Origin of the sequence: Pseudomonas sp. 8BK (assembly GCF_902506475.1) — a bacterium.
GTDB classification, from domain to species: domain Bacteria; phylum Pseudomonadota; class Gammaproteobacteria; order Pseudomonadales; family Pseudomonadaceae; genus Aquipseudomonas; species Aquipseudomonas anguilliseptica.
The window spans coordinates 1,397,502-1,419,741 of sequence record NZ_LR733252.1; the positions used below are offsets into that span (position 1 = coordinate 1,397,502).

A 22,240-nucleotide genomic window follows, 5' to 3' on the forward strand; every position below is an offset into this window, starting at 1 on the left:
AACATCGGGCGGGGTGTACCGATGCCATGAAATCCCCTGTGGGTGGATTTCGCTGGTTCGGTCGCCGCGTCTTTGTGCTGGTGATCCTTTTTGCGCGACCTTGCTGCCACCTTTGATCTGCCCGCCCCACGCCCGTCTGCGTGCCCCGGTCTGCTGCGTATCGTTCCGGCGCTGGACGGCGGCATCTGCCGGGTCAAGCTGGCCGGCGGCGTGCTTAACAGCCAACAGGCTAGGGCCATCGCCGAGGCGGCCGAGCGCTGCGCCAGCGGTCTGCTGGAGCTGACCAACCGCAGCAATCTGCAGATTCGTGGCGTATTGGCTGGTCAGCAGGTCGAATTGATCGAGCGCCTGCTGGCTGCCGGCCTCGGCCCGAGTAACCCGGCTGCCGACGATGTGCGCAATCTGCTGATAAGCCCCGCTGCCGGCATCGATCCGCACGCCCTGTTCGATACCCGCCCGCTGGCCACCGCGCTGCTCGACCTGCTGCAAAACACCCCGGAACTGCATCGGCTGTCAGCCAAGTTCGCCCTGCAGTTGGACGGCGGCGAAGCCCTGGCCATGCTCGAACACCCCCACGATATCTGGCTTAGTGCCCTGCCCGGCTCGCCAGTCCGACTGGCCTTTGGCCTGGCCGGTTGCCCGGGTGACCAGCCGCTGGGCGTGGTCGACGCTAAGCAAGCCGTGCAGCTGGTGGAACAACTGCTGATGTTGTTTCTCCAGCGGGCTGGCAGCAAACACAACCGGATGCGCCAGCTGCTAAGCGTGGTTCCAGCCAGCCAGCTGCTGCAACAGCTGCAAACGCACCTGCCCTTTACCGTGCAAGCGCCGCCGACCGATTGGCGACGCGCGCTGGTTAGTCAACGCGCGCCGATGGGCATTTATCCACAGCAGCATGCCGGCCTGTGCATGGTCGCCGCCGCCGCGCGTCTGGGCCGGATCGACGCCGCGCAACTCAAAGCCCTGGCCGAACTGGCCGAGCACCATGGCAATGCCAGCTTGCGCCTGACGCCCTGGCAGGGCCTGCTGCTGCCGAATATCCCCGAGCCATCGGCAGACAAGTTGCTGCACAAGCTGGCCGAACTGGGCCTGCTCACCGATGCGCAGGAACCCTTAAGCCATCTGATCGCCTGCACCGGCTCCAGCGCCTGCGCCAAGGGCCTGGCCGACAGCAAGGCCGATGCCCTACGCCTGGCCGAACACCTGCGCACCAGCACGGCGCGGCCACAGCTGCATATCAGCGCCTGCCCACGTTCCTGCGCCGCCGCGCATACCGCGCCCTTTACCCTGCTGGCCAGCAGCACCGGGCATTACCAGCTCTATCAACGCACGCCAAAGGTGGCCGGTTTCGGCCAACTGCTGGCCAGCGCCATGACTATCGACGAGGCCGGCGACTGGTTCGCCGCCCACTGCGCAACAGGAAACAGCGATGCTTGAGTACATCCGCGACGGCCAGGAAATCTACCGTCAGTCCTTCGCCACCATCCGTGCCGAGGCCGATCTCAGCAGCATTCCGGCTGATCTGGAAAAGCTCGCTGTACGGGTTATCCACGCCTGCGGCATGGTCGATGTGGTGCAGGATCTGCACTTCTCCCCCGGCGCCGGTGCTGCCGGCCGCGCCGCCCTGGCCAAGGGTGCGGCGATTCTCTGCGATGCGCGGATGGTCGCCGAAGGCATCACCCGTCCACGCCTGGCCGCGAATAACCCGGTGATCTGCACCCTGCATAACGATGGCGTGATTGAGCAGGCCCGCGCACTGGGCAATACCCGCTCGGCAGTCGCCTTGGAACATTGGCGTGAGCATCTGCAAGGCAGCGTGGTGGTGATCGGCAACGCGCCCACCGCGCTGTTCTATCTGCTGGAAATGCTCGACGCCGGCGCACCGAAACCGGCGCTGATTATCGGCATGCCGGTGGGCTTTATCGGCGCGGCGGAATCCAAGGACGCCCTGGCCGCAGACAGCCGTGGCGTGCCCTATGTAATCGTGCGCGGCCGTCGCGGCGGCAGCGCTATGGCGGTGGCGGCGGTCAACGCCCTGGCCACGGAGGTGGAGTGATGAGTGTGCAAAAAGGCCGCCTGCTCGGCCTCGGCGTCGGCCCCGGCGACCCGGAGCTGATCACCCTCAAGGCCCTGCGTCTGCTGCAATCGGCGGCGGTGGTCGGCTACTTTGTGGCCAAGGCCAAAGCCAACAAGGGCCAGGGCGGCAACGCCTTCGGCATTATCGAGCAGCACCTGACCGACACTCAGCAGCGCCTGCCGCTGGTGTACCCGGTGACCACGGAAAAGCTCGCCGCGCCGCTGAGCTATGAAGATGTGATCAGCGACTTCTACGACACCTGCGCGGTGCAGATCGCCGCCCGGCTCGACGCCGGCCAGGACGTGGCGGTGATCTGCGAAGGCGACCCGTTTTTCTACGGTTCCTATATGTACCTGCACGACCGCCTGGCCGACCGTTACGACGTGGAAGTGGTGCCCGGCGTGTGCTCCATGCTCGGCTGCGCCTCGGTGCTCGGCACCCCGTTGGTGTACCGCAACCAATCCTTGAGCGTGCTCTCCGGCGTGCTGCCCGAAGCCGAGCTTAAGCAGCGCTTGAAAGATGCAGAGGCCGCCGTGGTGATGAAGCTGGGGCGCAACTTCGACAAGGTCCGCCGTGTGCTGCAGGAGCTGGGCATCGACCAGCGCGCCCACTACGTCGAACGCGCGACCATGGGCAACCAACGCATCGTGCCGCTGGATGAGGTGGAACCGATGTCCTCGCCGTACTTCTCGATGATCGTGATTCCCGGAGAGAAATGGCGCGGTTAAAACGGTCGTAGGGTGGATGACGCTTCACCCATCCACCAACCGCGATTGGTGGATGAAAAAAGCGTCATCCACCCTACCCACACACCCAAGAATCGCGGTTCCCCGGATTACATCCGGGCTACAGGACTGATCGCGGCCAAGGCCGCTCCTACGCCAATCACGGAACAACTTATGACCGCCGCCCCCGCCATCATCATCCTCGGCCCCTCCGCCTTGCCTTGCGCACGACGCATCCAGGGCCTTTATCCACAGGCCGTGATCCATGGTTTGAGTGGCCGGGTGGCGGACGTCGAGCAAACCTACACAGACTTCGGCGATACCCTGCGCACGCTCTACCGCGCCGGTACGCCGCTGATCGTGCTGTGCGCCGCCGGCATCGTCATCCGCAGCCTGGCTGCCGTGCTCGGCGAGAAGGACCGCGAACCACCGGTGCTGGCCGTGGCCGAAGATGGCAGCGCCGTAGTGCCGCTGCTCGGCGGGCTGGGCGGGGTCAACCGTATGGCGCGCGAAGTTGCGGCACACCTAGAGGTCAGCGCGGCGATCACCACCAGCGGCGAGCTGCGCTTCGGCACCTGCCTGCTGGAGCCGCCGGCCGGCTATGTGCTGGCCGATCTTGAGCACGGCAAAGGCTTTGTCAGCGACCTGCTCGGCGGCCAGGCCGTGCGCATCGAAGGCGACGCGCCCTGGCTGGCCCAGGCCAAGCTGCCGGTGGATAGCAGCGCCGAGCGGGTGATTCGGATCAGCCCGCACAGCCGCACAGCCAACGCCGATGAGCTATTGATTCACCCGCAACAAGTAGCCGTGTGGGTCGAACGCGCCAGCGCCGATTTGCTTAGCGAGCTGCAGCAGGCGCTGCATGCCAGCAACCTGGCCGCGCAAAGCCTGGCCTGCCTGCTGGCCGCGCCAGAGCTGATGGCCAACGCCGAACTGCACGCCGCCGCCACGCAGCTCAACCTACCGCTGCGCTTTATCGACGACGCTACGCAATTGCCGCCGCTACACAGCCAGCACGCCAATCTGCGTCTGCTGCTGGCCGCAGCGCCCATCGACGCCAGCCAGCTCGGCCGCCCCCGTGGCCGCCTGACCGTGATCGGCCTAGGACCCGGTGCCGCCGAATTTATGGTGCCCGCCGCGCGCCAGGCGCTGGATGAAGCGCAGGACCTGCTCGGCTACGAAACCTATATCAATATGGCCGGCCCACTGCGCCCGGAGCAGATGCGCCACTGCACCGATAACCGCGAAGAAATGCAGCGCGCCCGCCATGCCTTTGAGCTGGCCGCCAGCGGCCGACGCGTGGTGGTGGTGTCGTCCGGCGACCCTGGCGTGTTCGCCATGGCCGCCGCCGTGCTGGAAGCTCTGCACGAGTCGGGCGACGCCGAATGGCAACGGGTCTATCTACAGGTATTTCCCGGCGTGTCCGCCGCGCTGGCCACCGCCGCCAAGGCCGGCGCGCCGCTGGGCCACGACTTCTGCCTGATCTCCCTGTCGGACAACCTCAAGCCCTGGGCGATTATCGAAAAGCGCCTGGCCCACGCCGCCGCCGCCGACCTGGTGATGGCCTTCTACAACCCCATATCCAAGGCCCGCCCCTGGCAGCTCGGCGCTGCCCTGGAAATCATCCGCCAGCAACGCACCCCGGACACCCTGGTGGTACTCGGCCGCGATATCGGCCGCCCCGGCGAAACCCTGCGTACTCTCACCCTCGGCGAACTGACGCCAGAGATGGTCGATATGCGCACTCTGGTCATCATCGGCTCCAGCCAAACCTGCCGCTTCCCGCGTGCAGACGGTGGCGAGTGGATGTATACGCCACGAAGTTATCCACAGATATAGGCCGGAACCACTGCCTCGGCACGCCTGCAAAAAGACGATTAATCGACAGCCCAGCCAGGCATAACTTGTCTTGTTTGACGATGAGTCACTAAGGTAACCATCACTGTTTATTTGCCCCGGACGCATCAGGCTCGGGTTACCTCATCAAGGATGATTGGCATGCTACCCACCCTCAGGCTCACCGCCACCCTGCTCGCCAGCGCCCTGCTGCTCTGCACACTCAGCAGTCAGGCAGCGATCAAGCAGTGTCCAATCACACTTGATCAATCAGACGACGACAACATCCAGGAACATGTGCAGCAGGCGAGTGCCGGGGATGCCTGTGCCCAGTTCAATATGGGCTATCAGTTTTACACCCAGCAGGATTACCCCGAGAGTGAACGCTGGTACGCCAAAGCCGCCGAGCAAGGGGTTGCCCGCGCGGCATTTGAGATCGCCATGCTCTACCGCGACAAACTTCTGCCGGGTGACGACTCCGAGCGCAAACGCTGGCTAAACCAGGCAGCCGAACAAGGCTTGGTGCTGGCTCAGGTTGAGCTGGGCATCGACTATCTAGACAACCCCGGTGATCAGGATGAGCGCTACCAAGCCATGCACTGGTTTGAACAAGCGGCCAATCAGGGTGACATCCAAAGCCAATACCTGCTGGGTGAGCTGTACTGGAGCCGTGACAGCGGTGTGGAGTTTGCCGCCGAGGGCGATGAGCGCGCCATGCACTTCAGCAGCGACGACAGCAAAGCGCTTTACTGGATCTGCAAAGCCGCACAGAACAACCATGCCCCTGCACAATTCAGCCTGAGCGAGGCCTACAGCACCGGCACTGGCGTAGCCGTCAATCGCGACCAACAGCGACTGTGGCTGGAACTGGCCGCCAGCAACGGCAGTGAAGAGGCCAAAGCGCGACTGGATGACAGCGATTTACCTTGGTACACCCGCCTGGAAAACTGGGGCAAGCGGCAAATGATCGATGAAACCGCCCAATGCCCGGACGTAGAACTGGAAGCCACAGAACAGCAGGCAAGCTACTAACGAAAGGAATCAGCATGCGCCCCTTCCTTATCGCTCCTCTGCTCGCACTGGGCCTGACTACATTCCACGCCAGCGCGCGCGACACCAATGAAGTGGTCACCGCTGACCGCCAGGACCCTGCCGTCTCAGCTGCCGTGCGCCAGGCCCAGGCAGGCCTGACCGAGTTCCTGGCACTGGCCGCCAAACCGCCGGCCAATACCCGTGACTTTAAGGTTCAGGTCATGGCCGAAGACAGCAACGGCATAGAAACTTTCTGGATCACGCCCTTCCGCGCACTTGAGCAGGGTTTTATCGGCACCGTGGCCAACGAGCCACGCGTCGTCAAAAGCGTGACCTGGGGCCAGCAACTGCGCTTTACCCGCGAGCAGATCACCGACTGGGGCTACCTGAAAAACGGCCGCCAGGTCGGTAGCTTCACCATCTGTGCGCTGTTTAAAAACATGCCAGCCGAACAGGTGGAGTACTACCGCAGCCAGCATGGTTTTGATTGCTGAGGACCAGAAAAGCTGAAGCCTGCGATACCCATCGAGGGTTTTGACGGTTCACTGATCGTGGGCTGGCAGCAGCATGGGTATTGCTGCGCCCAACCCATCCTAAGAGCTAGGCAGGATCGACCAAAACCTGTGGCTCCTGTTGGTACACCAACAGGTCACCAGGCTGGCAGCTCAAATAGCTGCAAATCGCTTCAAGTGTATTAAGGCGCACGCCCTTGACCTTCCCTTGTTTCAACAAGGAAAGGTTTTGTTCAGTGATGCCAATCGCTGCTGCAAGGTCTTTTGACTTGACCTTACGCTTTGCCAGCATGACATCTAACTCAATAATTATTGGCATTGACTGGCCTTACACAAAAGCTTGATTTTCAGAGTCGACTTCACTCGCACGCACCAGAATCCGTGCTATCACAGCAATACACCCTGCAAGGAAAAGTGCGACAAAATCTGCGGATGTAAAGCTGATGGTGAAAAGACGTTGGCCGGGGGGCGCATGCAAGGTGACAAGAATGCTTAATAGAGGCGTACATACAAAACTTGAAACCACCCAAAGAATAACCCCGCGCCCAACTTTCCCTAAGTGAACTGCAGCGCTGATGGAAAAGTACTCGCCACGGGAATAACCCTGAAATAGACAACGCAGGTGATTCAGGCCGCTGGCCAAGGCGATTAAAGGCACGCTGGATATCAAAATCGCCCCTAAAATTTGCCACCATGCGAGCATTTCGACCTTTACCGCAAGCTGGGTGAGCATCACTCCACTTATTGAAAACCCTGCTCCCAATCCATCGCTTGACCCCAGTATCGGAAAAATCCACAGCGCGGCATTTAAGGCAAGCATGCCAGCTATGAACAGCAGCGTTAGTACAGCCATGCGCTGGCTAAATTGAGCAAGACGATTAAGGGGCATATTTTCACCTCACCAGTGGATGTAGAGCGCAAAAATACACAAGTAATTATCGTAAAACAATAATAAATACACGTTTTGTTTTATTAATCGCCGTCTAGTCCATACGAGCTCAATCCCTTCAGACAGTGATGACCTGGATACACAGGCGGATAATGGCCTTCTGATAAGAAAAGAGAGGCTCAAGGATCAACTCTTGGCCGACTCCAGCAAATAACCACGGGGACAACACTTTGCTTGCCCACCAAGCCCTCAAGCCCTCTCCTTCGCCAGTTTCCGCAGCAAGTAGCTATCCATAATCCACCCATGCTGCTCCCGCAATTCGGCACGGCGAGTGCGGATGGTGTCAGCGACCTCACTTAGCGGCCCGGCGATCAGCACTTCATCCGGGGTGCCGATATAGGCGCCCCAGTAGATCTGCATATCCTGATCGACAAAGCGCTGGTAGGTGTCCTGGGCGTCGAGCATTACCAATACGCTGTCCAACCCTTCCGGAAAGCCACCTTCGGCCAGGCGCCGCGCTGGGGTGATCTGGAAGGCCTGGCCGATGCTGTTAAAACAGACCTTATGCTTGGCCGCCAGGGCTTGCAGGCTGGTGATGCCGGGGATCACTTCGTATTCGATTTGCTCGCTACTGTTGTTCACGATCTGCTCGACGATGCGCAGGGTGCTGTCGTACAGCGCCGGGTCGCCCCAGACCAGAAAGGCGCCGGTTTCGCCGTCGCGCATCTGCTCGCGAATCATGCCCTCGAACACCTGCTGCTTGTCCTGATTCAGATCGACCACGCTGCCGCGATAGTCGGGCACATCGCGCACCCGCTCCGGGCAATCGGCGCTAACAAAACGGTAGTCGCGGCCCTGGATAAAGCGCTCGCAGATGGTCTTGCGCAGGCCGATCAGGCTGTCCTTGGTGCTGCCCTTATCCATCAGAAAGAACACATCCGTGCGGTTGAGCGCGTTGATCGCTTGCACGGTCAAGTAGTCCGGGTCGCCGGCGCCGATGCCGATAATCAACAGGGTTTTCATAAAGTGGTCTCCAGGCTGCCGGCCAGTATCGGCAGCGAATCGATATGTCGGTAGTCGGCGCCCAACTCGGCGGCCAATTGGCGCGCGCGGCCGAGGCGGATCGGCGCGCTTTCGATATCCACCAGCAGCGCCGGGCAGGCGCTCGGGGTTAACGCCGGCCAGTCGCGCAGGCGGCCATCGGTGATGATCAGTAAACGCTGACGCTCGGCCGGGTGCAGACGTTGACGCCGCGCCTGCCAGTCGGCGGCCTGCTGCACGGCCGCCAGCAACGGCGTGCCGCCGCCCGCGCCCAGCTCGGCGAGCCAATCTTGCAAGGCCCGGGAGGCTTTCTGCCCCTGCCAGAACCATTGCGCCTGACGGCCGGTGGCATGCAGCAAGGCCAGGCGCGCGCGCTGGCGGCGTGCCTGTTCGAACACTTCGCTGAGCAGGCCTTTAGCTTTGCTTAGCGCGCCATGGCGGCGGGTCGAAGCCGAAGCATCGACTATCACCAGCCAGAGTTCCGCCGGCTTGGCGCTGCGCGGACGCAACAGCAAATCCTGTCGAGTGCGCGGGCGGCCTTTAAGCAGGCTCGCCGGCCAGTCGATACGGCCCGCAGCGCCACTGCGACTGGCGCCGTTACGACCATTGCCCAGTATGCCGGGTGCGGCCCGGGCATCCGCGCCTGGGGCTGTGCGCGGGCGGATGCCTAGGGCTTTTTTGTCCAGCGCGGCGGTTCACGCCTGACGCCAAGGCTCTGTGCCTGGGCGGGTAATTCACCCCACTGGCCTTCGCCTCGGGGCTGCTCGCTGGGCTTATCGTGGCTGGGTGACGATTCGGATTGGGGTTGCGGCGGCTGCGCGGCAGACGGCGGGTTATGCCGGCGACGGTGACGCAGCACGAAGTCTGCCACCGCGTCGATATCCTCCGCTTCAATCCGCTCGACGCCGCGCCAGGCGGCATGCGCACGGGCGGCGCGCAGCCAGACCAGATCGGCGCGCAGGCCATCCACCGCGGCAGCGAAGCAGCGCTGGCTGATCTGCTCCAGGGCGGCGTCATCCAGGGGAATTTCCGCCAGCCGCGCACGGGCGCTCTGGCAGCGTTCACGCAGTTCATCCTGCTGCGCCTGCCAGCGCTGCAGAAAGGCCTCTGGGTCGGCATCGAAGGCCAGCCGGCGGCGGACGATCTCCGCGCGCTGGGCAGGCTGCGGCTGGGCGTCCAGGGCCAGGTTAAGGCCGAAGCGATCGAGCAGTTGCGGGCGCAACTCGCCCTCCTCGCCGTTCATGGTGCCGATCAGCACAAAACGCGCGGCATGCCGATGGGAGATGCCGTCGCGCTCGATATGGTTGACCCCGCTGGCGGCGGCATCCAGCAGCAGGTCGACCAGATGATCGGGCAGCAGATTGACCTCATCGACATACAGCACGCCGCCATCGGCCTTGGCCAACAGACCGGGGGAAAACTGCGCGCGACCCTCGCCCAGCGCGGCGTCGAGATCGAGGGTGCCGACGATGCGCTCCTCGCTCGCGCCCAGCGGCAGGGTGACAAAGGTGCCGCTGGCCAGCAGATCGGCCAGGCCACGGGCCAGGGTCGATTTGGCCATGCCGCGCGGTCCCTCGATCAGCACACCGCCAATCGCCGGATCGATGGCCGCCAGGCACAGCGCCAGTTTCAGGTCATCGGCGGCGACCACGGCGGCGAGGGGAAAGTGGCTATCGGTCATGGTTGCAGTCCATCAGGTTTGCGTAGGGTGGACGACGCTTTTCTCGTCCACCAGGGCGGTGTTTGGGTGGATGGATAGAGCGCCATCCACCCTACGACTCTTCGCTGTCGATCAGCAGATTTTCCAGAACGTAGCCCGGATGGCATCCGGGCTACGGGCTCATGCACTTGCCGTGGGAGGCGCTTCAGCGGCGACAAGCTCGCGGCTACAACTGCATGGATGCAGGAGGTAGAGCGAAGCAGGACGCCAGAGCCGAAAGCCCCTCCCACAGCCGATCCGTTGTGCGCCATGTTCAGTTGCCGATACCAAATATGCTCAGTGGAAACAGGACGATCCCGAGAACCCGGGGAAACAAGGCAGCCAACCCGGCGCAGCTTATTGCACCAAACAAAACCCAGATGCCCAGCTCTGTGAGGCTCGCCGGCCCACCGTCAAACAGAATGAACGCCAGCAGGCCGATCCAGATGCCAGCCATGGCACCGATGCCGGCCGAACGAACCCGATCACGTCGGGTAATCGGGCGCTTCCACCAGACTCGTATTCGGGCCAGTGTTTCTTTCACACACCCTCCTCGCTATCAATCAGCAGGTTTTCCAGCGCTTCGCGGTACTCGCCGGGGTGCTGCCAGAGGCCGCGCTGCTGGGCTTCGAGCAGGCGTTCGAGGATATCCTGCAGGGCGCCGGGGTTGTGCTGCTGGATAAAGTCACGGGTGCTTTTGTCGAGCAGGTAGGCATCGGTGAGCAGCGCGTACTGGTGGTCGTCGACCAGTTCGCTGGTGGCGTCGAAGGCAAACAGGTAGTCGATGGTCGCCGCCAGTTCGAACGCACCCTTATAGCCGTGGCGCTTCATGCCCTCGATCCACTTGGGGTTGGCCGCGCGAGCGCGCACCACGCGATTGAGTTCTTCCTTCAGGGTGCGGATGCGCGGGGTATCGGGCTGGCTGTTGTCGCCGTGATAACTCGCCACCTTGGCCCCGCGCAGGCATTCCACCGCCGCGAGCATGCCGCCCTGGAACTGGTAATAGTCATTGGAATCGAGGATGTCGTACTCGCGGTTGTCCTGGTTGTGCAGCACCGCCTGCATCTGTTCCAGGCGTTCGGCGAACTGCGCCCGCGCCGGGGTGCCTTCGCTGTGGCTGCCGTAGGCGTAGCCGCCCCAGTTCAGATAGACCTCGGCCAGATCCTCGCGGGTTTGCCACAGGCGTTCTTCGATGGCGTTCTGCACGCCCGCGCCATAGGCCCCCGGTTTGGAGCCGAACACCCGCCAGCCGGCCTGTTTGCGTGCCTCGTGTTCATCCAGACCGCTGTCCTGCAAGGTCAGCGACTCGCGCCAGACCCGTGCCGACAGTGGATTCATCTCTTCCGGCTCATCGAGATCAACCACCGCCTGCACCGCATCATCGAACAGGCGGATCAGGTTGCTAAAGGCATCGCGGAAGAAGCCGGACACGCGCAGGGTCACGTCCACCCGCGGGCGGCCGAGCTGCGCCAGCGGCAGCGTCTCGAAACGCTCGACGCGCTGGCTGCCGGCCTGCCACACCGGACGCACCCCCATCAGCGCCAAAGCCTGGGCCATATCGTCGCCGCCGGTACGCATGGTCGCCGTGCCCCACATCGACAGGCCAAGCTGACGCAGGTGGTCGCCGTGGTCCTGCAGATGCCGTTCAAGCAGGCGATCCGCCGCCTGCACGCCGATGCGCCAGGCGGTCGGCGTGGGCAGGTTGCGCACATCGACGCTATAGAAGTTGCGCCCGGTGGGCAGCACATCCAGCCGCCCGCGACTCGGCGCGCCGCTCGGCCCGGCAGGCACGAAGCGCCCGCTTAGCGCCGCGAGCAGGCCGTGCATCTCAGCCGGGCCGCAGGCATCCAGCAGCGGTGCGATCTGTTCACGCAAACGCTGCAGCACCTGGCTACTTTCCACACCAACGGATGCAAAATCCGCCGCGCTAATCAGCTGCAAGGCCAGTATTTCCAAGCGTTCACGGGTATCACCGGCACTGCGCCAAGGCTCGATGCTCAGGCGCTGCAACAGCGCCGGGCGCGGTCCCTGCCAGGGTGCAGCCATGTCGCAGTCGAGCGGATCGAAACCCAGCTGCAGATCGCGAGCCAGGGCGCGCAGCAGGCTGGCGTTGCCGCCCTGGCCGTCGCCACGGGGAATGCGCAGCAGCGCCAGCAGGGTGTCGCGGCGCAGGGTGCCGGCCGGTGATTCGCCGAATACGTGCAGGCCATCGCGGATCTGCGATTCCTTCAAGTCACACAAGTAGGCATCCAGCTGCGGCAGCCAACTGTTGGGGTCTTCATTGAGTTGCAGGCCCAGCTCGCGGTCGAGGCTGGCCTCGCGCACCTTGAGCAGAATCTCGCCACGCAGCTCGGCGGCGCGGCGCAGGTCGAGCTGGCTGGCTTCGTAGTATTCGTCGGCCAGGCGCTCCAGATCGCGCAGCGGGCCGTAGCTTTCGGCACGGGTCAGCGGCGGCATCAGGTGGTCGATAATCACCGCCTGAGTACGGCGCTTGGCCTGCGCGCCCTCGCCCGGGTCGTTGACGATAAAGGGGTAAATATTCGGCAGCGGGCCGAGAATCGCGCTCGGCCAGCACTGCGCGGACAGGCCGACGCTCTTGCCCGGCAGCCATTCCAGATTGCCGTGTTTGCCCACGTGAATGACGGCGTTCGCCGCAAATGCCCCACGAATCCAGCAATAAAACGCCAGATAGCCGTGCGGTGGTACCAGATCGGGGTCGTGATACACCGCCGCCGCATCCAGCTGATATCCGCGCGCCGGCTGAATGCCGACAAAGGTAAAACCAAAGCGCAGGCCGGCGATCATCAACCGACCGCCGCGGAACATCGGGTCGCTTTGCGGTTCGCCCCAGCGTTCGCGCACCACCTGCTGGTTGGCTGCCGGCAGGCTGTGAAAGAACGCCAGATACTCGTCCAGCGCCAGGCTCTGGGCGCAGGGACGTGCGTCGAGGCTGTCCAGATCATTGGTCACGCCGCCAAGCAGCTGGTGGATCAGCGCGGTGCCGCTATCGGGCAAGCCTTCAACCGGATAGCCCTGCTGTTGCAGCGCCTTGAGAATATTTAGCGCCGCCGCCGGGGTGTCCAGACCGACGCCATTGCCGATACGGCCGTCGCGGGTCGGGTAGTTGGCGAGGATCAGGGCGATACGCTTATCGGCGTTGGCTTTGTGCGCCAGGGCCATCCAGTTGCGCGCCAGCTCGGCGACGAAATCCATGCCCGGCAGGTGCGGCTGGTAACAGACCACATCGCTCTGGCTGCGCTCGCTGCGCCAGGCCAGGCCCTTGAAGCTGATCGGCTGGGTAATCAGCCGGCCATCCAGCTCGGGCAGCACGATATGCATGGCCAGGTCACGCGAACCCAGGCCCTGGGCATTGGCTTGCCACTGTTCGTGGTTATCCAGCGCGCAGATGGCCTGCAGCACTGGGATATCGCGCCTAAAAGGCCGCGCGCTTGGCGCTTCCGGGTTGGACAGGGCAAAGGCGGTGGTATTGATAATCAGGCGGGCATCGGCTTGCTCCAGCCAGTCCTCGACCTGACTCAGGCAGGCGGCCTCCTTGAGGCTGGCCACGGCAATCGGCAGCGGATTAAGGCCCTGAGCCTGCAAGCGTTGGCAGAACACATCAATAAACCCGGTATTCGCCGCCTGCACCTGGGTGCGGTAGAACAGCAGCGCCGCCACCGGCGCATCGGCCTGCCAGTTGGCTTGCCAATCGGCCAGGCTCGGATTGGCCAACTGCGGGTGATACAGACCCACGCGCGGCAGCGGCTGCGGTTCTACCCAGGCATAGTCACGCTGCAGCCACTGGCTGGCGATGCAGTTAAACAGTTGCAGCGCATTACCCGCGCCGCCCTGACGCAGAAACTGCCAGAGCCTGTGGGCGCACTCGCTATCGACATTGCTGAGGCCTATCAGCTCGGGATCAGGGCTGTCGTCGCCCGGCACCATAATCACCCGCGCGCCGCGCTCGGCCAGTTCGACCAGCCGCTCGATGCCGTAACGCCAGTAACTGACGCCACCGTGCACCGAGATCAAAATCACTTTGGCGTGCTGCAGCACCTGCTCGACGTAGAAGTCCACCGAGGCGTGATTGCTCAGCTGCGCCGGGCTGGCCAGGCGCAGGCTGGGGTAGTCCGCCGGCAACTGGCGCGCCGCTTCGGCCAGCAGCGACAGGTGCGAATCGCCGGTACAGAGAATCACCAGCTCGGCCGGGGTCTGGCCGAGATCGGCAATGCTGTCGAGCGGCAGCTGGCTGCCGGGCTGGGTGCGCAATAGATGCATGGCAATTCACCGTGGGAGGGGCTTTAGCCGCGACAGGCCTTATAAGGCTCGCGGCTAAAGTCCCTCCCACCTATTTAGGCCAGCGCTGCTTGCAGTTCGGCTTCGATGGCGGCTTGATCCAGGGTCTGGCCAATCACCACCAGGCGGGTGATGCGCGGCTCATCGGCCTGCCAGGTGCGGTCGAAGTGTTTGTCGAACCGCTGACCGACGCCCTGCAGCAGCAGACGCATCGGTTTGCCGGGAATCGCCGCAAAGCCCTTGATGCGCAGGATGCCGTGTTTGCTGACCGCCTCCTTCAGCGCTTGCAGCAAACGGGCTTCCTCGGCTTCGGGCAGTTCCACGTGGAACGAGGCGAATTCGTCGTGATCGTGGTCCTCATGGCCTTCCAGGTCATGGTGGGTCTTGCGGCCCTCGATATGCAGCTCGGTCTCGCAGTTCAGGCCCAGCAGCACGTCCAGCGGCAGCTCGCCGCCATGGGCTTCGATGATTTTCACCGCCGGCGGCAGCTCTTCCGCCACTTCAGTGCGCACCGCAGCCAGGGCGGCGGCATCGAGCAGGTCGGCCTTGTTGAGAATCACCAGGTCGGCGCTGGCCAGCTGGTCGGCGAACAAGTCATGCAGCGGCGATTCATGGTCGAGGTTGGGGTCGAGCTTGCGCTGCGCATCAACCTGATCGGGGAAGGCGGCGAAGGTGCCGGCAGCCACGGCGGGGCTGTCGACCACGGTGATCACCGCATCGACGGTGCAGGCGTTGCGGATTTCCGGCCAGTTAAAGGCTTGCACCAGCGGCTTGGGCAGGGCCAGGCCGGAGGTTTCAATCAGGATATGGTCGAGCTCGCCACGCCGCGCCACCAGCTCGCGCATCACTGGGAAGAACTCTTCCTGCACGGTGCAGCACAGGCAACCGTTGGCCAGTTCGAAGATGCGCCCGTTGGCTTCTTCTTCGCTGCACCCGATGGAGCACTGCTTGAGGATTTCGCCATCGATGCCAAGCTCGCCGAACTCGTTGACGATCACCGCGATACGCCGCCCCTCCGCATGGGTCAGCAGATGACGCAACAGAGTGGTTTTGCCGGCGCCGAGAAAGCCGGTAACGATGGTGACGGGAAGTTTGGCGAGGGTTTGCATGGCGAGTCCTGCATGGCGTCGAAAGAAAGACGAGCAGGAGGCGGCACAGACATGACAGCCACGGGGCGTCAGCCAACACCACCGGATCACCCCGCCCGGTTGTCGAAAACATGGCGAGGCAGGTCTCCTGGCTCACGGTCTGCGCGTTGCGCCACCCTTCTACCTTCCCGCCGTACGGCAGTGGTGTATCGAAGGGCTTTGGACCGTTCACAGTTGCGGGGGCAGCCAGGGCATTCACCCTGTTCCCTCTTAGCTTCATGGGCATGCCCACGAAGAACCTCGAACGCGACAAGGCTACGCAGGCCATGGCGGCCGGTCAATCGCGGTTGACCACTGCCGGCCGCCATGGTGAGCTACGCCGCCGCACACACCGAGCGCTATTAGATGATGCCCAGCCCTGCCGATACTCGTCCCGCGGCCATCATTCAAGTGGTTGCCGGGCTTGGCTGCCGCAGCGGCTGCAGCGTTGAAGATTTATCCACATTGCTGATTCACAGCCTGCAGGCGTATGGCCTGACTGTGGATAACCTGGCGGGGCTGGCCAGCATCGCGCATAAACGCGACGAGCCGGGCCTGCTGGCACTGGCTCAGCGCCTGGGTCTGCAGCTGAACTGCTTCAGCGCAGAAGAACTGCAGCCCTATCAGCACCGCGTGCAAGGCTCATCGCTTACCCTGGCCACCACCGGCAACCCCGCCGTCGCCGAACCCTGCGCCTTGGCCCTGGCCGAACGCCTGGGCGGCCAACCGGCACGTCTGCTCGGCGAAAAAACCCGCAACGCCAGCGCCACCTGTGCACTGGCGTCGATTGCACCCAAGGATGTCTCATGACCGTCTACTTTATCGGCGCCGGCCCCGGCGACCCCGAGCTGATCACCGTCAAGGGCCAGCGCCTGCTGCGCAGCTGCCCGGTGATTCTCTATGCCGGCTCGCTGGTGCCCGAGGCCGTACTACAAGACCATAGCGCTGAGCAGGTGATCAACACCGCCGAGCTGCACCTGGATGAAATCATCGAACTAATCCGCCAGGCCCACGGCAAAGGCCTGGATGTGGCCCGCGTGCACTCCGGCGACCCCTCGCTGTACGGCGCGATTGGCGAGCAGATCCGCCACCTGCGCCGGCTGGGCATCGCCTTCGAGATCATCCCCGGGGTGACGGCCACTGCGGCGTGCGCTGCCCTGCTGGAAAGCGAACTGACCCTGCCCGAGGTGTCACAGACGCTGATCCTCACGCGCTACGCGAGCAAGTCGAACATGCCCGAGGGCGAGGCCCTGGGCGACCTGGCCCGCCACGGCGCAACCATGGCCATCCACCTGGGCGTGGTGCACCTGAGCAAGATCGTCACTGAGCTGCTGCCGCATTACGGTGCGGATTGCCCGATTGCCGTGGTCCATCGCGCCAGCTGGCCGGATCAGGACTGGGTTAGCGGCACCCTGGCGACCATTGAAGAACAGGTGCGCGCCAAGGGCTTTCGCCGTACCGCGCTGATCCTCGTCGGCCGCGTGCTGCACGCCGAACAGTTCGCCGACTCGGCGCTGTACAACGCCAAGCATCGTCATCTGTTCAGATCAGCGGACGACTAGCTTAGAGATGAATCTCCGCGCCCTTGATGCCGAGCAGGCGCAGCTCTTCGATCAGGCCATTGAGGTCGGCGAAGGACTCCACCTGCTCCTGCTCATCGACCAGAAAAAAGCTGGTGCCCGCGCCTTTCTTCAGCAGCACGATCCACTCCCGCGTATTAGACGGGTTGGCGATGACATGGATATCCAGGAGCAAGCCCTGAGCCTGCTTGCTCCTTATGTCTTCACGACGCATCAGCTGTTGCCTGCTTACTCAACCGTTACGCTCTTGGCCAGATTGCGCGGCTGGTCAACGTCGGTGCCCTTGAGCACGGCGACGTAGTAGGACAGCAGCTGCAGCGGAATGGTGTAGAGGATCGGCGCGAGGGCGTCGTGGATATGCGGCATGTTCACCACGTGGGTGCCCTCGCCATTGCTCATGCCGGCCTGCTGATCGGCAAACACCACCAACTCGCCGCCACGGGCACGCACTTCCTGCAGGTTGGATTTGAGCTTTTCCAGCAGCTCGTTGTTCGGCGCCACGGTGACCACCGGCATGTCGCTGTCCACCAGCGCCAATGGGCCGTGCTTGAGCTCGCCGGCCGGATAGGCTTCGGCGTGGATATAGGAGATTTCCTTGAGCTTGAGTGCGCCTTCCATCGCCACCGGGTACTGCGCGCCGCGACCGAGGAACAGGCTGTGGTGCTTCTCGGCGAACAGCTCGGAGACTTTCTCCACCACGCTGTCCATGGCCAGGGCTTCGCCCAGGCGGGTCGGCAGGCGGCGCAACTCTTCCACCAGCTCGGCTTGCAGGGCTTTATCCAGGGTACCGCGCACCTGCCCGAGGGCCAGGGTCAGCAGCATCAGTGCCACCAGTTGGGTGGTGAAGGCCTTGGTCGAGGCCACGCCGATTTCCGGGCCGGCCTGGGTCAGCAGGGTCAGGTCGGATTCACGCACCAGCGAGCTGATGCCGACGTTGCAGATCGCCAGGCTGGCCAGGTAGCCACCCATGCCAGGCGCATGCTCCTTGGCATTGCGCAGCGCGGCCAGGGTGTCGGCGGTTTCACCGGACTGGGAGATGCTGACAAACAGGGTGTCCGGCTGTACCACCACCTTGCGGTAGCGGAACTCGCTGGCCACTTCGATCTGGCAAGGAATGCCGGCCAGGCCTTCCAGCCAGTAACGCGCGACCATACCTGCGTGGTAACTGGTGCCGCAGGCGACGATCTGCACGTTGCGCACCTTGGCGAACAGCTCGGCAGCCTGCGGGCCAAAGGCCTGGACCAGCACGTGGTCAGTGCCGAGACGACCTTCCAAGGTACGCTGCACCACCTTGGGCTGCTCATGGATTTCCTTGAGCATAAAGTGGCGGTACTCGCCCTTGTCGGCGGCTTCGGCACCTTCGTGGTACTGCACGCTCTCGCGCGTCACCGACTGGCCGGCGGCATCCCAGATCTGCACGCTGTCGCGCTGGATTTCGGCGATATCGCCTTCTTCCAGGTACATAAAACGGTCGGTGACCTGACGCAGAGCCAGCTGGTCGGAGGCAAGGAAGTTTTCGCCCAGACCCAGGCCGATCACCAGTGGGCTGCCACTGCGCGCGGCGACCAGACGATCCGGCTGCTTGCTGCTGATTACCGCCAGGCCGTAGGCACCGTGCAGTTGCTTGACCGCCTGTTTCAGCGCGGCCGTCAGATCCGTCTGCGTTTTGAGGATATGGTCGAGCAGGTGCACTATCACTTCGGTGTCGGTGTCGGAGCTGAACACATAGCCCAGACCCTTAAGCTCCGCGCGCAGTTCTTCGTGGTTCTCGATAATGCCGTTGTGCACCACCGCCAAGTCATGACTGGAGAAATGCGGGTGGGCGTTACGCTCGCTCGGCGCACCATGGGTGGCCCAGCGGGTGTGGGCGATGCCCAGACGGCCGGCCAGCGGCTCCTCGCTCAAGGCGCTTTCCAGCTCGCTGACCTTGCCCACACGGCGACGACGGTCGAGAACGTTATGATCAGTCAACAGCGCCACACCGGCACTGTCATAGCCGCGGTATTCCAGGCGCTTGAGGCCTTCAACCAACACGGCGGTGATATTGCGTTCGGCGACAGCACCTACGATGCCACACATAGTTCTCTCCTTAAGCTTCAACAGCCGCGCAGATCAGCTTGATGCCGCGCTCGGTTAATTGTTCACGGGCCTCGGGGCTGAGGCGTTCGTCAGTTATCAGGGTATGGATGCTGCTCCAGGGCAGCTCCAGGTTGGGAATCTTGCGGCCGATCTTGTCGCTCTCGACCATCACCACCACTTCGCGGGCGACATCAGCCATCACCCGGCTCAGCCCGAGCAGTTCATTGAAGGTGGTGGTGCCACGGTTCAGGTCGATGCCATCGGCACCAATAAACAGCTGGTCGAAGTCGTACGAGCGCAGCACCTGCTCGGCGACCTGGCCCTGGAAGGATTCCGAATGCGGATCCCAGGTGCCGCCGGTCATCAGCAACACCGGCTCATGCTCCAGTTCGCTGATGGCGCGGGCGACGTTAAGCGAGTTGGTCATCACCACCAGGCCGGGCTTGTGACCGAGTTGCGGGATCATCGCCGCGGTGGTGGTGCCGCTGTCGATGATAATCCGCGCATGCTCGCGAATCCGCGCCACACCCGCGCGAGCGATGGCCTGCTTGTACTGAGAGATCGGCTGGACATCGCTGATCAGTTCCTGCGGCATCGGCACTGCACCGCCGTAGCGACGCAGCAGCAGGCCGTTCTTCTCCAGCGCTGCGAGGTCTTTGCGAATGGTCACTTCCGAGGTGGCGAACGCTTTCGACAACTCATCCACACTCACCTCACCTTGCTCGGCGAGCAGGGCAAGAATGGTATGGCGACGTTGCGGAGTGTTGCGTTTCGACATGCTAAGTTTCGATTCGAAAGATAATGGCGCGAATCAAAACCTAATGAAGCTTGTCCGTCAAGCGGGAATCGACATCTGGCGATGTTTGCCAAGCCATTTCAACGGGTCGGCAGGTGCTGGTTAGGATCCAGATAGAACATCTTCTTCCAGCCTTGGGTCGACTCGTCCGCCCGCCAAGGCAGCGGCAACAGGCTGACAATCGAGTAATGCAGGTGCGCCGGTTTGCCTCGCGCGTTACCCGTATCGCCCACCGAGCCCAGCTGACTGCCCGCCAGCAACGGCTGGCCCGGGTAGGCGTCGATGGTGTCTAGATGAGCGTAGTAATGCATGCGCCATTTCGGCCCCAGGGCGAGCACGACTTTGCCGCCCTGCGTGAGCTCACCGCGAAACAGCACCACGCCATAGCTGGCAGAAAGCACTGGCGTGCCCTGTTTGGCGAAGATATCGATACCCTTGTGTACGCCGGAGCGACCCCAGGGTTCAAACCAGAAGGTGCGCGGATGCCAGTCCCGGTTACTGGCGCCCTGCACCGGGATTTGCGGCCATTCCGGCAGCACGGCCCAGACCAGAAACAGCGCTGGGATTATCCAGCGTTTGCGTAACGGCATCCTTGCCAACTCCATCAGCTCTTCTTGGTCGGGCGCTTCCAGCCCTCGATATTGCGTTGCTTGGCGCGGCCGACAGCAAGGGTGTTATCCGGCACGTCACCGGTAATCACCGACCCAGCGCCGGTGGTTGCGCGATCACCCAAAGTCACCGGGGCAACCAGGGCACTGTTAGAGCCGATAAACACGTCTTCACCCAGCACGGTTTTGAACTTGTTGGCACCGTCGTAATTGCAGGTGATAGTACCGGCGCCGATGTTGGTTCGCGCACCGATCTCGGCATCCCCCAGGTAGGAGAGATGGCCGGCCTTGGCGCCCTCGCCCATTTTGGCGTTCTTCAACTCGACGAAGTTACCCACATGGGCGCGAGCGCCCAGCACAGAACCCGGACGCAGGCGGGCGAACGGGCCGCAATCGGCACCCTCGCCCACTTCGGCACCTTCCAGATGGCTGTTGGCTTTGACGATGGCACCTTTGCGCAGGACCGAGTTCTTGATCACGCAGTTCGGGCCAATCTGCACACCATCTTCGATCACTACCTGGCCTTCGAGGATCACGTTGATATCGATCGACACATCACGGCCTACCGTGACTGCGCCACGCAGGTCGAAACGCGCCGGATCGATCAGGGTCACGCCCTGCACCATCAAACGGCGCGCGGCGCGGTACTGGTAGTGGCGCTCCAGTTGCGCAAGCTGGATACGGTCATTGGCGCCCAGCACTTCCATCTCGTCAGCCGCCTGCTCGGTGGCGACGACCAGGCCGTCGGCGACAGCCATGGCGATCACGTCGGTGAGGTAGTACTCGCCCTGGGCGTTGCTGTTGGACAGACGACCCAGCCAGTCGCCCAGCTTTTTCCCCGGTACGGCGAGGATGCCGGTGTTGCCTTCACGTATCAGACGCTGCTCGGCGTTGGTGTCCTTGTGCTCGACGATGGCCTTCACCACGCCCTGCTCATCGCGGACGATGCGGCCGTAGCCGGTTGGATCGTTCAGGTTAACGGTCAACAGACCAAGCTGTTGCTCGCTGACTTGTTGCAGCAGGCGCTGCAGGGTTTCCACTTCGATCAGCGGCACATCGCCGTAAAGAATCAACACACGTTCGGCGCTCAATGCCGGCAAGGCCTGGGCCACAGCATGGCCAGTGCCAAGCTGCTCGCTCTGCAGCACGAAATTCAGGTCATCCGCTGCCAGTCGCTCACGCACCAGTTCCGCGCCATGCCCGATCACCACATGAATGCCTTGCGGTTTCAGCAGGCGGGCAGTGTCGATCACATGGCCAAGCATGGCTTTGCCAGCCACAGGATGCAGGACTTTCGGCAAGGCGGAACGCATGCGGGTACCTTGGCCGGCGGCGAGAATAACGATATCGAGCGACATAAGAGCAGATTCCAGGCAGACGAAGGCGGGCTAAATCCCTAGCCCGGCCAACTGAAAAGGTAAAAACAGCAGGCAAAGAAAAAGGGTAGCCAAGGCTACCCTTTTACTCGTTTGCGATGAAGCGCCGGAATTAACCGCCGAACTTCTTGCGCAACTGCTGAACGGTACGCAGCTGAGCCGCGACCTCGGCCAGGTGAGCAGCAGCGGAACCGTAGTCGAACTCCGCGCCTTTCTCATTCAAGGCTTTCTCGGCAGCCCGGAGGGCTTCCTGAGCAGCAGCTTCATCGATATCGGCAGCACGCTGCACGGTATCGGCGAGAACTTTCACCACACTCGGCTGAACTTCGAGGAAGCCGCCGGAGATGTAGAACACCTCGGCTTCGCCACCCAGCTTGACCAGACGAATCGGACCCGGTTTGAGGTCGGTGATCAGCGGCGCGTGGCCTGGAGCGATACCGAGATCACCCAGGTTACCGTGCGCAATCACCATCTCGACCAGACCGGAGAAGATCTCGCCTTCTGCGCTGACGATGTCGCAATGGACTGTCATAGCCATGTCTAACCTCACGTATCGATCTGCCTACACACTAC

General features: G+C 63.0%; 22 protein-coding genes and 1 riboswitch. Of the genes, 8 read left to right on the forward strand and 14 right to left on the reverse strand.

Annotated features, from left to right (window positions below):
* Window positions 1–90 precede the first annotated feature (90 nt).
* From cobG to ACIN8IBEIGE_RS06400, 6 genes are all read left to right on the forward strand, one after another.
* Window positions 91–1,434 carry a precorrin-3B synthase gene (gene cobG / locus ACIN8IBEIGE_RS06375; protein WP_256665046.1) on the forward strand — a complete coding sequence of 448 codons (1,344 nt, stop codon included), beginning with the start codon at window positions 91–93 and terminating at the stop codon, window positions 1,432–1,434.
* Complete coding sequence (locus ACIN8IBEIGE_RS06380; protein ID WP_160013914.1) at window positions 1,427–2,053, forward strand: precorrin-8X methylmutase; 627 nt, start codon at window positions 1,427–1,429, stop codon at window positions 2,051–2,053. The genes cobG and ACIN8IBEIGE_RS06380 overlap by 8 nt, the downstream gene beginning before the upstream one ends.
* Window positions 2,050–2,802 (forward strand): precorrin-2 C(20)-methyltransferase, encoded by a 753-nt coding sequence (locus ACIN8IBEIGE_RS06385; protein ID WP_160013915.1) that lies wholly within the window; start codon window positions 2,050–2,052, stop codon window positions 2,800–2,802. The genes ACIN8IBEIGE_RS06380 and ACIN8IBEIGE_RS06385 overlap by 4 nt, the downstream gene beginning before the upstream one ends.
* A 171-nt stretch (window positions 2,803–2,973) precedes the next feature.
* The gene (cobJ, locus tag ACIN8IBEIGE_RS06390) at window positions 2,974–4,635 is read left to right on the forward strand and encodes a precorrin-3B C(17)-methyltransferase (protein ID WP_160013916.1); all 1,662 of its coding nucleotides are present in this window, start codon (window positions 2,974–2,976) and stop codon (window positions 4,633–4,635) included.
* Between the two features lie 159 nt (window positions 4,636–4,794).
* Window positions 4,795–5,664: a tetratricopeptide repeat protein gene (locus ACIN8IBEIGE_RS06395; RefSeq protein ID WP_160013917.1), complete on the forward strand. Its 870-nt coding sequence runs from the start codon at window positions 4,795–4,797 to the stop codon at window positions 5,662–5,664.
* Window positions 5,665–5,678: 14 nt separating this feature from the next.
* Window positions 5,679–6,158, forward strand: a complete 480-nt coding sequence (locus tag ACIN8IBEIGE_RS06400; RefSeq protein ID WP_160013918.1) for a YegJ family protein — start codon at window positions 5,679–5,681, stop codon at window positions 6,156–6,158.
* A 106-nt stretch (window positions 6,159–6,264) separates the two neighbouring features.
* Here the strand turns inward: ACIN8IBEIGE_RS06400 and ACIN8IBEIGE_RS06405 are convergent, their stop codons facing one another.
* From ACIN8IBEIGE_RS06405 to cobW, 8 genes are all read right to left on the reverse strand, one after another.
* Window positions 6,265–6,495, reverse strand: a complete 231-nt coding sequence (locus tag ACIN8IBEIGE_RS06405) for a helix-turn-helix transcriptional regulator (protein ID WP_160013919.1) — start codon at window positions 6,493–6,495, stop codon at window positions 6,265–6,267.
* Window positions 6,496–6,504: 9 nt separating this feature from the next.
* Window positions 6,505–7,065 (reverse strand): DUF2975 domain-containing protein, encoded by a 561-nt coding sequence (locus ACIN8IBEIGE_RS06410; RefSeq protein WP_160013920.1) that lies wholly within the window; start codon window positions 7,063–7,065, stop codon window positions 6,505–6,507.
* Window positions 7,066–7,314: 249 nt separating this feature from the next.
* Window positions 7,315–8,088: a precorrin-6A synthase (deacetylating) gene (cobF, locus tag ACIN8IBEIGE_RS06415; RefSeq protein WP_160013921.1), complete on the reverse strand. Its 774-nt coding sequence runs from the start codon at window positions 8,086–8,088 to the stop codon at window positions 7,315–7,317.
* Window positions 8,085–8,771 (reverse strand): VWA domain-containing protein, encoded by a 687-nt coding sequence (locus tag ACIN8IBEIGE_RS06420; protein ID WP_160016325.1) that lies wholly within the window; start codon window positions 8,769–8,771, stop codon window positions 8,085–8,087. The genes cobF and ACIN8IBEIGE_RS06420 overlap by 4 nt, the downstream gene beginning before the upstream one ends.
* A 2-nt stretch (window positions 8,772–8,773) precedes the next feature.
* Window positions 8,774–9,787, reverse strand: coding sequence for an ATP-binding protein (locus tag ACIN8IBEIGE_RS06425; protein WP_160013922.1), 1,014 nt, complete (start codon window positions 9,785–9,787; stop codon window positions 8,774–8,776).
* A 292-nt stretch (window positions 9,788–10,079) separates the two neighbouring features.
* Window positions 10,080–10,349 (reverse strand): hypothetical protein, encoded by a 270-nt coding sequence (locus ACIN8IBEIGE_RS06430; protein WP_160013923.1) that lies wholly within the window; start codon window positions 10,347–10,349, stop codon window positions 10,080–10,082.
* On the reverse strand, window positions 10,346–14,083 hold the full coding sequence (gene cobN, locus ACIN8IBEIGE_RS06435) for a cobaltochelatase subunit CobN (protein ID WP_160013924.1): 3,738 nt from the start codon (window positions 14,081–14,083) through the stop codon (window positions 10,346–10,348). The genes ACIN8IBEIGE_RS06430 and cobN overlap by 4 nt, the downstream gene beginning before the upstream one ends.
* A 74-nt stretch (window positions 14,084–14,157) precedes the next feature.
* Window positions 14,158–15,210 carry a cobalamin biosynthesis protein CobW gene (gene cobW / locus ACIN8IBEIGE_RS06440; RefSeq protein ID WP_160013925.1) on the reverse strand — a complete coding sequence of 351 codons (1,053 nt, stop codon included), beginning with the start codon at window positions 15,208–15,210 and terminating at the stop codon, window positions 14,158–14,160.
* 99 nt (window positions 15,211–15,309) lie between these two features.
* A riboswitch (cobalamin riboswitch) is annotated at window positions 15,310–15,507 on the reverse strand.
* 87 nt (window positions 15,508–15,594) lie between these two features.
* Here cobW and ACIN8IBEIGE_RS06445 point away from each other — a divergent pair.
* Both ACIN8IBEIGE_RS06445 and cobM read left to right on the forward strand, forming a co-directional pair.
* On the forward strand, window positions 15,595–16,038 hold the full coding sequence (locus ACIN8IBEIGE_RS06445) for a cobalamin biosynthesis protein (protein ID WP_178124336.1): 444 nt from the start codon (window positions 15,595–15,597) through the stop codon (window positions 16,036–16,038).
* On the forward strand, window positions 16,035–16,790 hold the full coding sequence (gene cobM, locus ACIN8IBEIGE_RS06450; protein ID WP_160013926.1) for a precorrin-4 C(11)-methyltransferase: 756 nt from the start codon (window positions 16,035–16,037) through the stop codon (window positions 16,788–16,790). The genes ACIN8IBEIGE_RS06445 and cobM overlap by 4 nt, the downstream gene beginning before the upstream one ends.
* Before the next feature lies 1 nt (window position 16,791).
* Here the strand turns inward: cobM and ACIN8IBEIGE_RS06455 are convergent, their stop codons facing one another.
* The 6 genes from ACIN8IBEIGE_RS06455 to ACIN8IBEIGE_RS06480 form a co-directional block, all read right to left on the reverse strand.
* Window positions 16,792–17,022, reverse strand: a complete 231-nt coding sequence (locus ACIN8IBEIGE_RS06455; RefSeq protein ID WP_160013927.1) for a hypothetical protein — start codon at window positions 17,020–17,022, stop codon at window positions 16,792–16,794.
* A gap of 14 nt (window positions 17,023–17,036) precedes the next feature.
* On the reverse strand, window positions 17,037–18,887 hold the full coding sequence (gene glmS, locus ACIN8IBEIGE_RS06460; protein WP_160013928.1) for a glutamine--fructose-6-phosphate transaminase (isomerizing): 1,851 nt from the start codon (window positions 18,885–18,887) through the stop codon (window positions 17,037–17,039).
* Window positions 18,888–18,897: 10 nt separating this feature from the next.
* Window positions 18,898–19,665 carry a DeoR/GlpR family DNA-binding transcription regulator gene (locus ACIN8IBEIGE_RS06465; RefSeq protein ID WP_160013929.1) on the reverse strand — a complete coding sequence of 256 codons (768 nt, stop codon included), beginning with the start codon at window positions 19,663–19,665 and terminating at the stop codon, window positions 18,898–18,900.
* 98 nt (window positions 19,666–19,763) lie between these two features.
* A complete protein-coding gene (locus ACIN8IBEIGE_RS06470; RefSeq protein ID WP_160013930.1) occupies window positions 19,764–20,273 on the reverse strand; it encodes a M23 family metallopeptidase in 510 nt (169 codons plus the stop codon).
* A 14-nt stretch (window positions 20,274–20,287) separates the two neighbouring features.
* A complete protein-coding gene (gene glmU / locus ACIN8IBEIGE_RS06475) occupies window positions 20,288–21,649 on the reverse strand; it encodes a bifunctional UDP-N-acetylglucosamine diphosphorylase/glucosamine-1-phosphate N-acetyltransferase GlmU (protein ID WP_160013931.1) in 1,362 nt (453 codons plus the stop codon).
* A 130-nt stretch (window positions 21,650–21,779) separates the two neighbouring features.
* The gene (locus tag ACIN8IBEIGE_RS06480) at window positions 21,780–22,205 is read right to left on the reverse strand and encodes a F0F1 ATP synthase subunit epsilon (protein ID WP_160013932.1); all 426 of its coding nucleotides are present in this window, start codon (window positions 22,203–22,205) and stop codon (window positions 21,780–21,782) included.
* Window positions 22,206–22,240 lie beyond the last annotated feature (35 nt).

What these genes read in the sequence shown, in the direction of transcription:
- ACIN8IBEIGE_RS06380 (WP_160013914.1), top strand. Translation starts at nt 1,427, where the DNA reads ATGCTTGAGTACATCCGCGACGGCCAGGAAATCTACCGTCAGTCCTTC.
- cobJ (WP_160013916.1), top strand. Translation starts at nt 2,974, where the DNA reads ATGACCGCCGCCCCCGCCATCATCATCCTCGGCCCCTCCGCCTTGCCT.
- ACIN8IBEIGE_RS06395 (WP_160013917.1), top strand. Translation starts at nt 4,795, where the DNA reads ATGCTACCCACCCTCAGGCTCACCGCCACCCTGCTCGCCAGCGCCCTG.
- ACIN8IBEIGE_RS06400 (WP_160013918.1), top strand. Translation starts at nt 5,679, where the DNA reads ATGCGCCCCTTCCTTATCGCTCCTCTGCTCGCACTGGGCCTGACTACA.
- ACIN8IBEIGE_RS06405 (WP_160013919.1), bottom strand. Translation starts at nt 6,495, where the DNA reads ATGCCAATAATTATTGAGTTAGATGTCATGCTGGCAAAGCGTAAGGTC.
- ACIN8IBEIGE_RS06410 (WP_160013920.1), bottom strand. Translation starts at nt 7,065, where the DNA reads ATGCCCCTTAATCGTCTTGCTCAATTTAGCCAGCGCATGGCTGTACTA.
- cobF (WP_160013921.1), bottom strand. Translation starts at nt 8,088, where the DNA reads ATGAAAACCCTGTTGATTATCGGCATCGGCGCCGGCGACCCGGACTAC.
- ACIN8IBEIGE_RS06425 (WP_160013922.1), bottom strand. Translation starts at nt 9,787, where the DNA reads ATGACCGATAGCCACTTTCCCCTCGCCGCCGTGGTCGCCGCCGATGAC.
- cobN (WP_160013924.1), bottom strand. Translation starts at nt 14,083, where the DNA reads ATGCATCTATTGCGCACCCAGCCCGGCAGCCAGCTGCCGCTCGACAGC.
- cobW (WP_160013925.1), bottom strand. Translation starts at nt 15,210, where the DNA reads ATGCAAACCCTCGCCAAACTTCCCGTCACCATCGTTACCGGCTTTCTC.
- ACIN8IBEIGE_RS06445 (WP_178124336.1), top strand. Translation starts at nt 15,595, where the DNA reads ATGATGCCCAGCCCTGCCGATACTCGTCCCGCGGCCATCATTCAAGTG.
- cobM (WP_160013926.1), top strand. Translation starts at nt 16,035, where the DNA reads ATGACCGTCTACTTTATCGGCGCCGGCCCCGGCGACCCCGAGCTGATC.
- ACIN8IBEIGE_RS06455 (WP_160013927.1), bottom strand. Translation starts at nt 17,022, where the DNA reads ATGCGTCGTGAAGACATAAGGAGCAAGCAGGCTCAGGGCTTGCTCCTG.
- glmS (WP_160013928.1), bottom strand. Translation starts at nt 18,887, where the DNA reads ATGTGTGGCATCGTAGGTGCTGTCGCCGAACGCAATATCACCGCCGTG.
- ACIN8IBEIGE_RS06465 (WP_160013929.1), bottom strand. Translation starts at nt 19,665, where the DNA reads ATGTCGAAACGCAACACTCCGCAACGTCGCCATACCATTCTTGCCCTG.
- ACIN8IBEIGE_RS06470 (WP_160013930.1), bottom strand. Translation starts at nt 20,273, where the DNA reads ATGCCGTTACGCAAACGCTGGATAATCCCAGCGCTGTTTCTGGTCTGG.
- glmU (WP_160013931.1), bottom strand. Translation starts at nt 21,649, where the DNA reads ATGTCGCTCGATATCGTTATTCTCGCCGCCGGCCAAGGTACCCGCATG.
- ACIN8IBEIGE_RS06480 (WP_160013932.1), bottom strand. Translation starts at nt 22,205, where the DNA reads ATGGCTATGACAGTCCATTGCGACATCGTCAGCGCAGAAGGCGAGATC.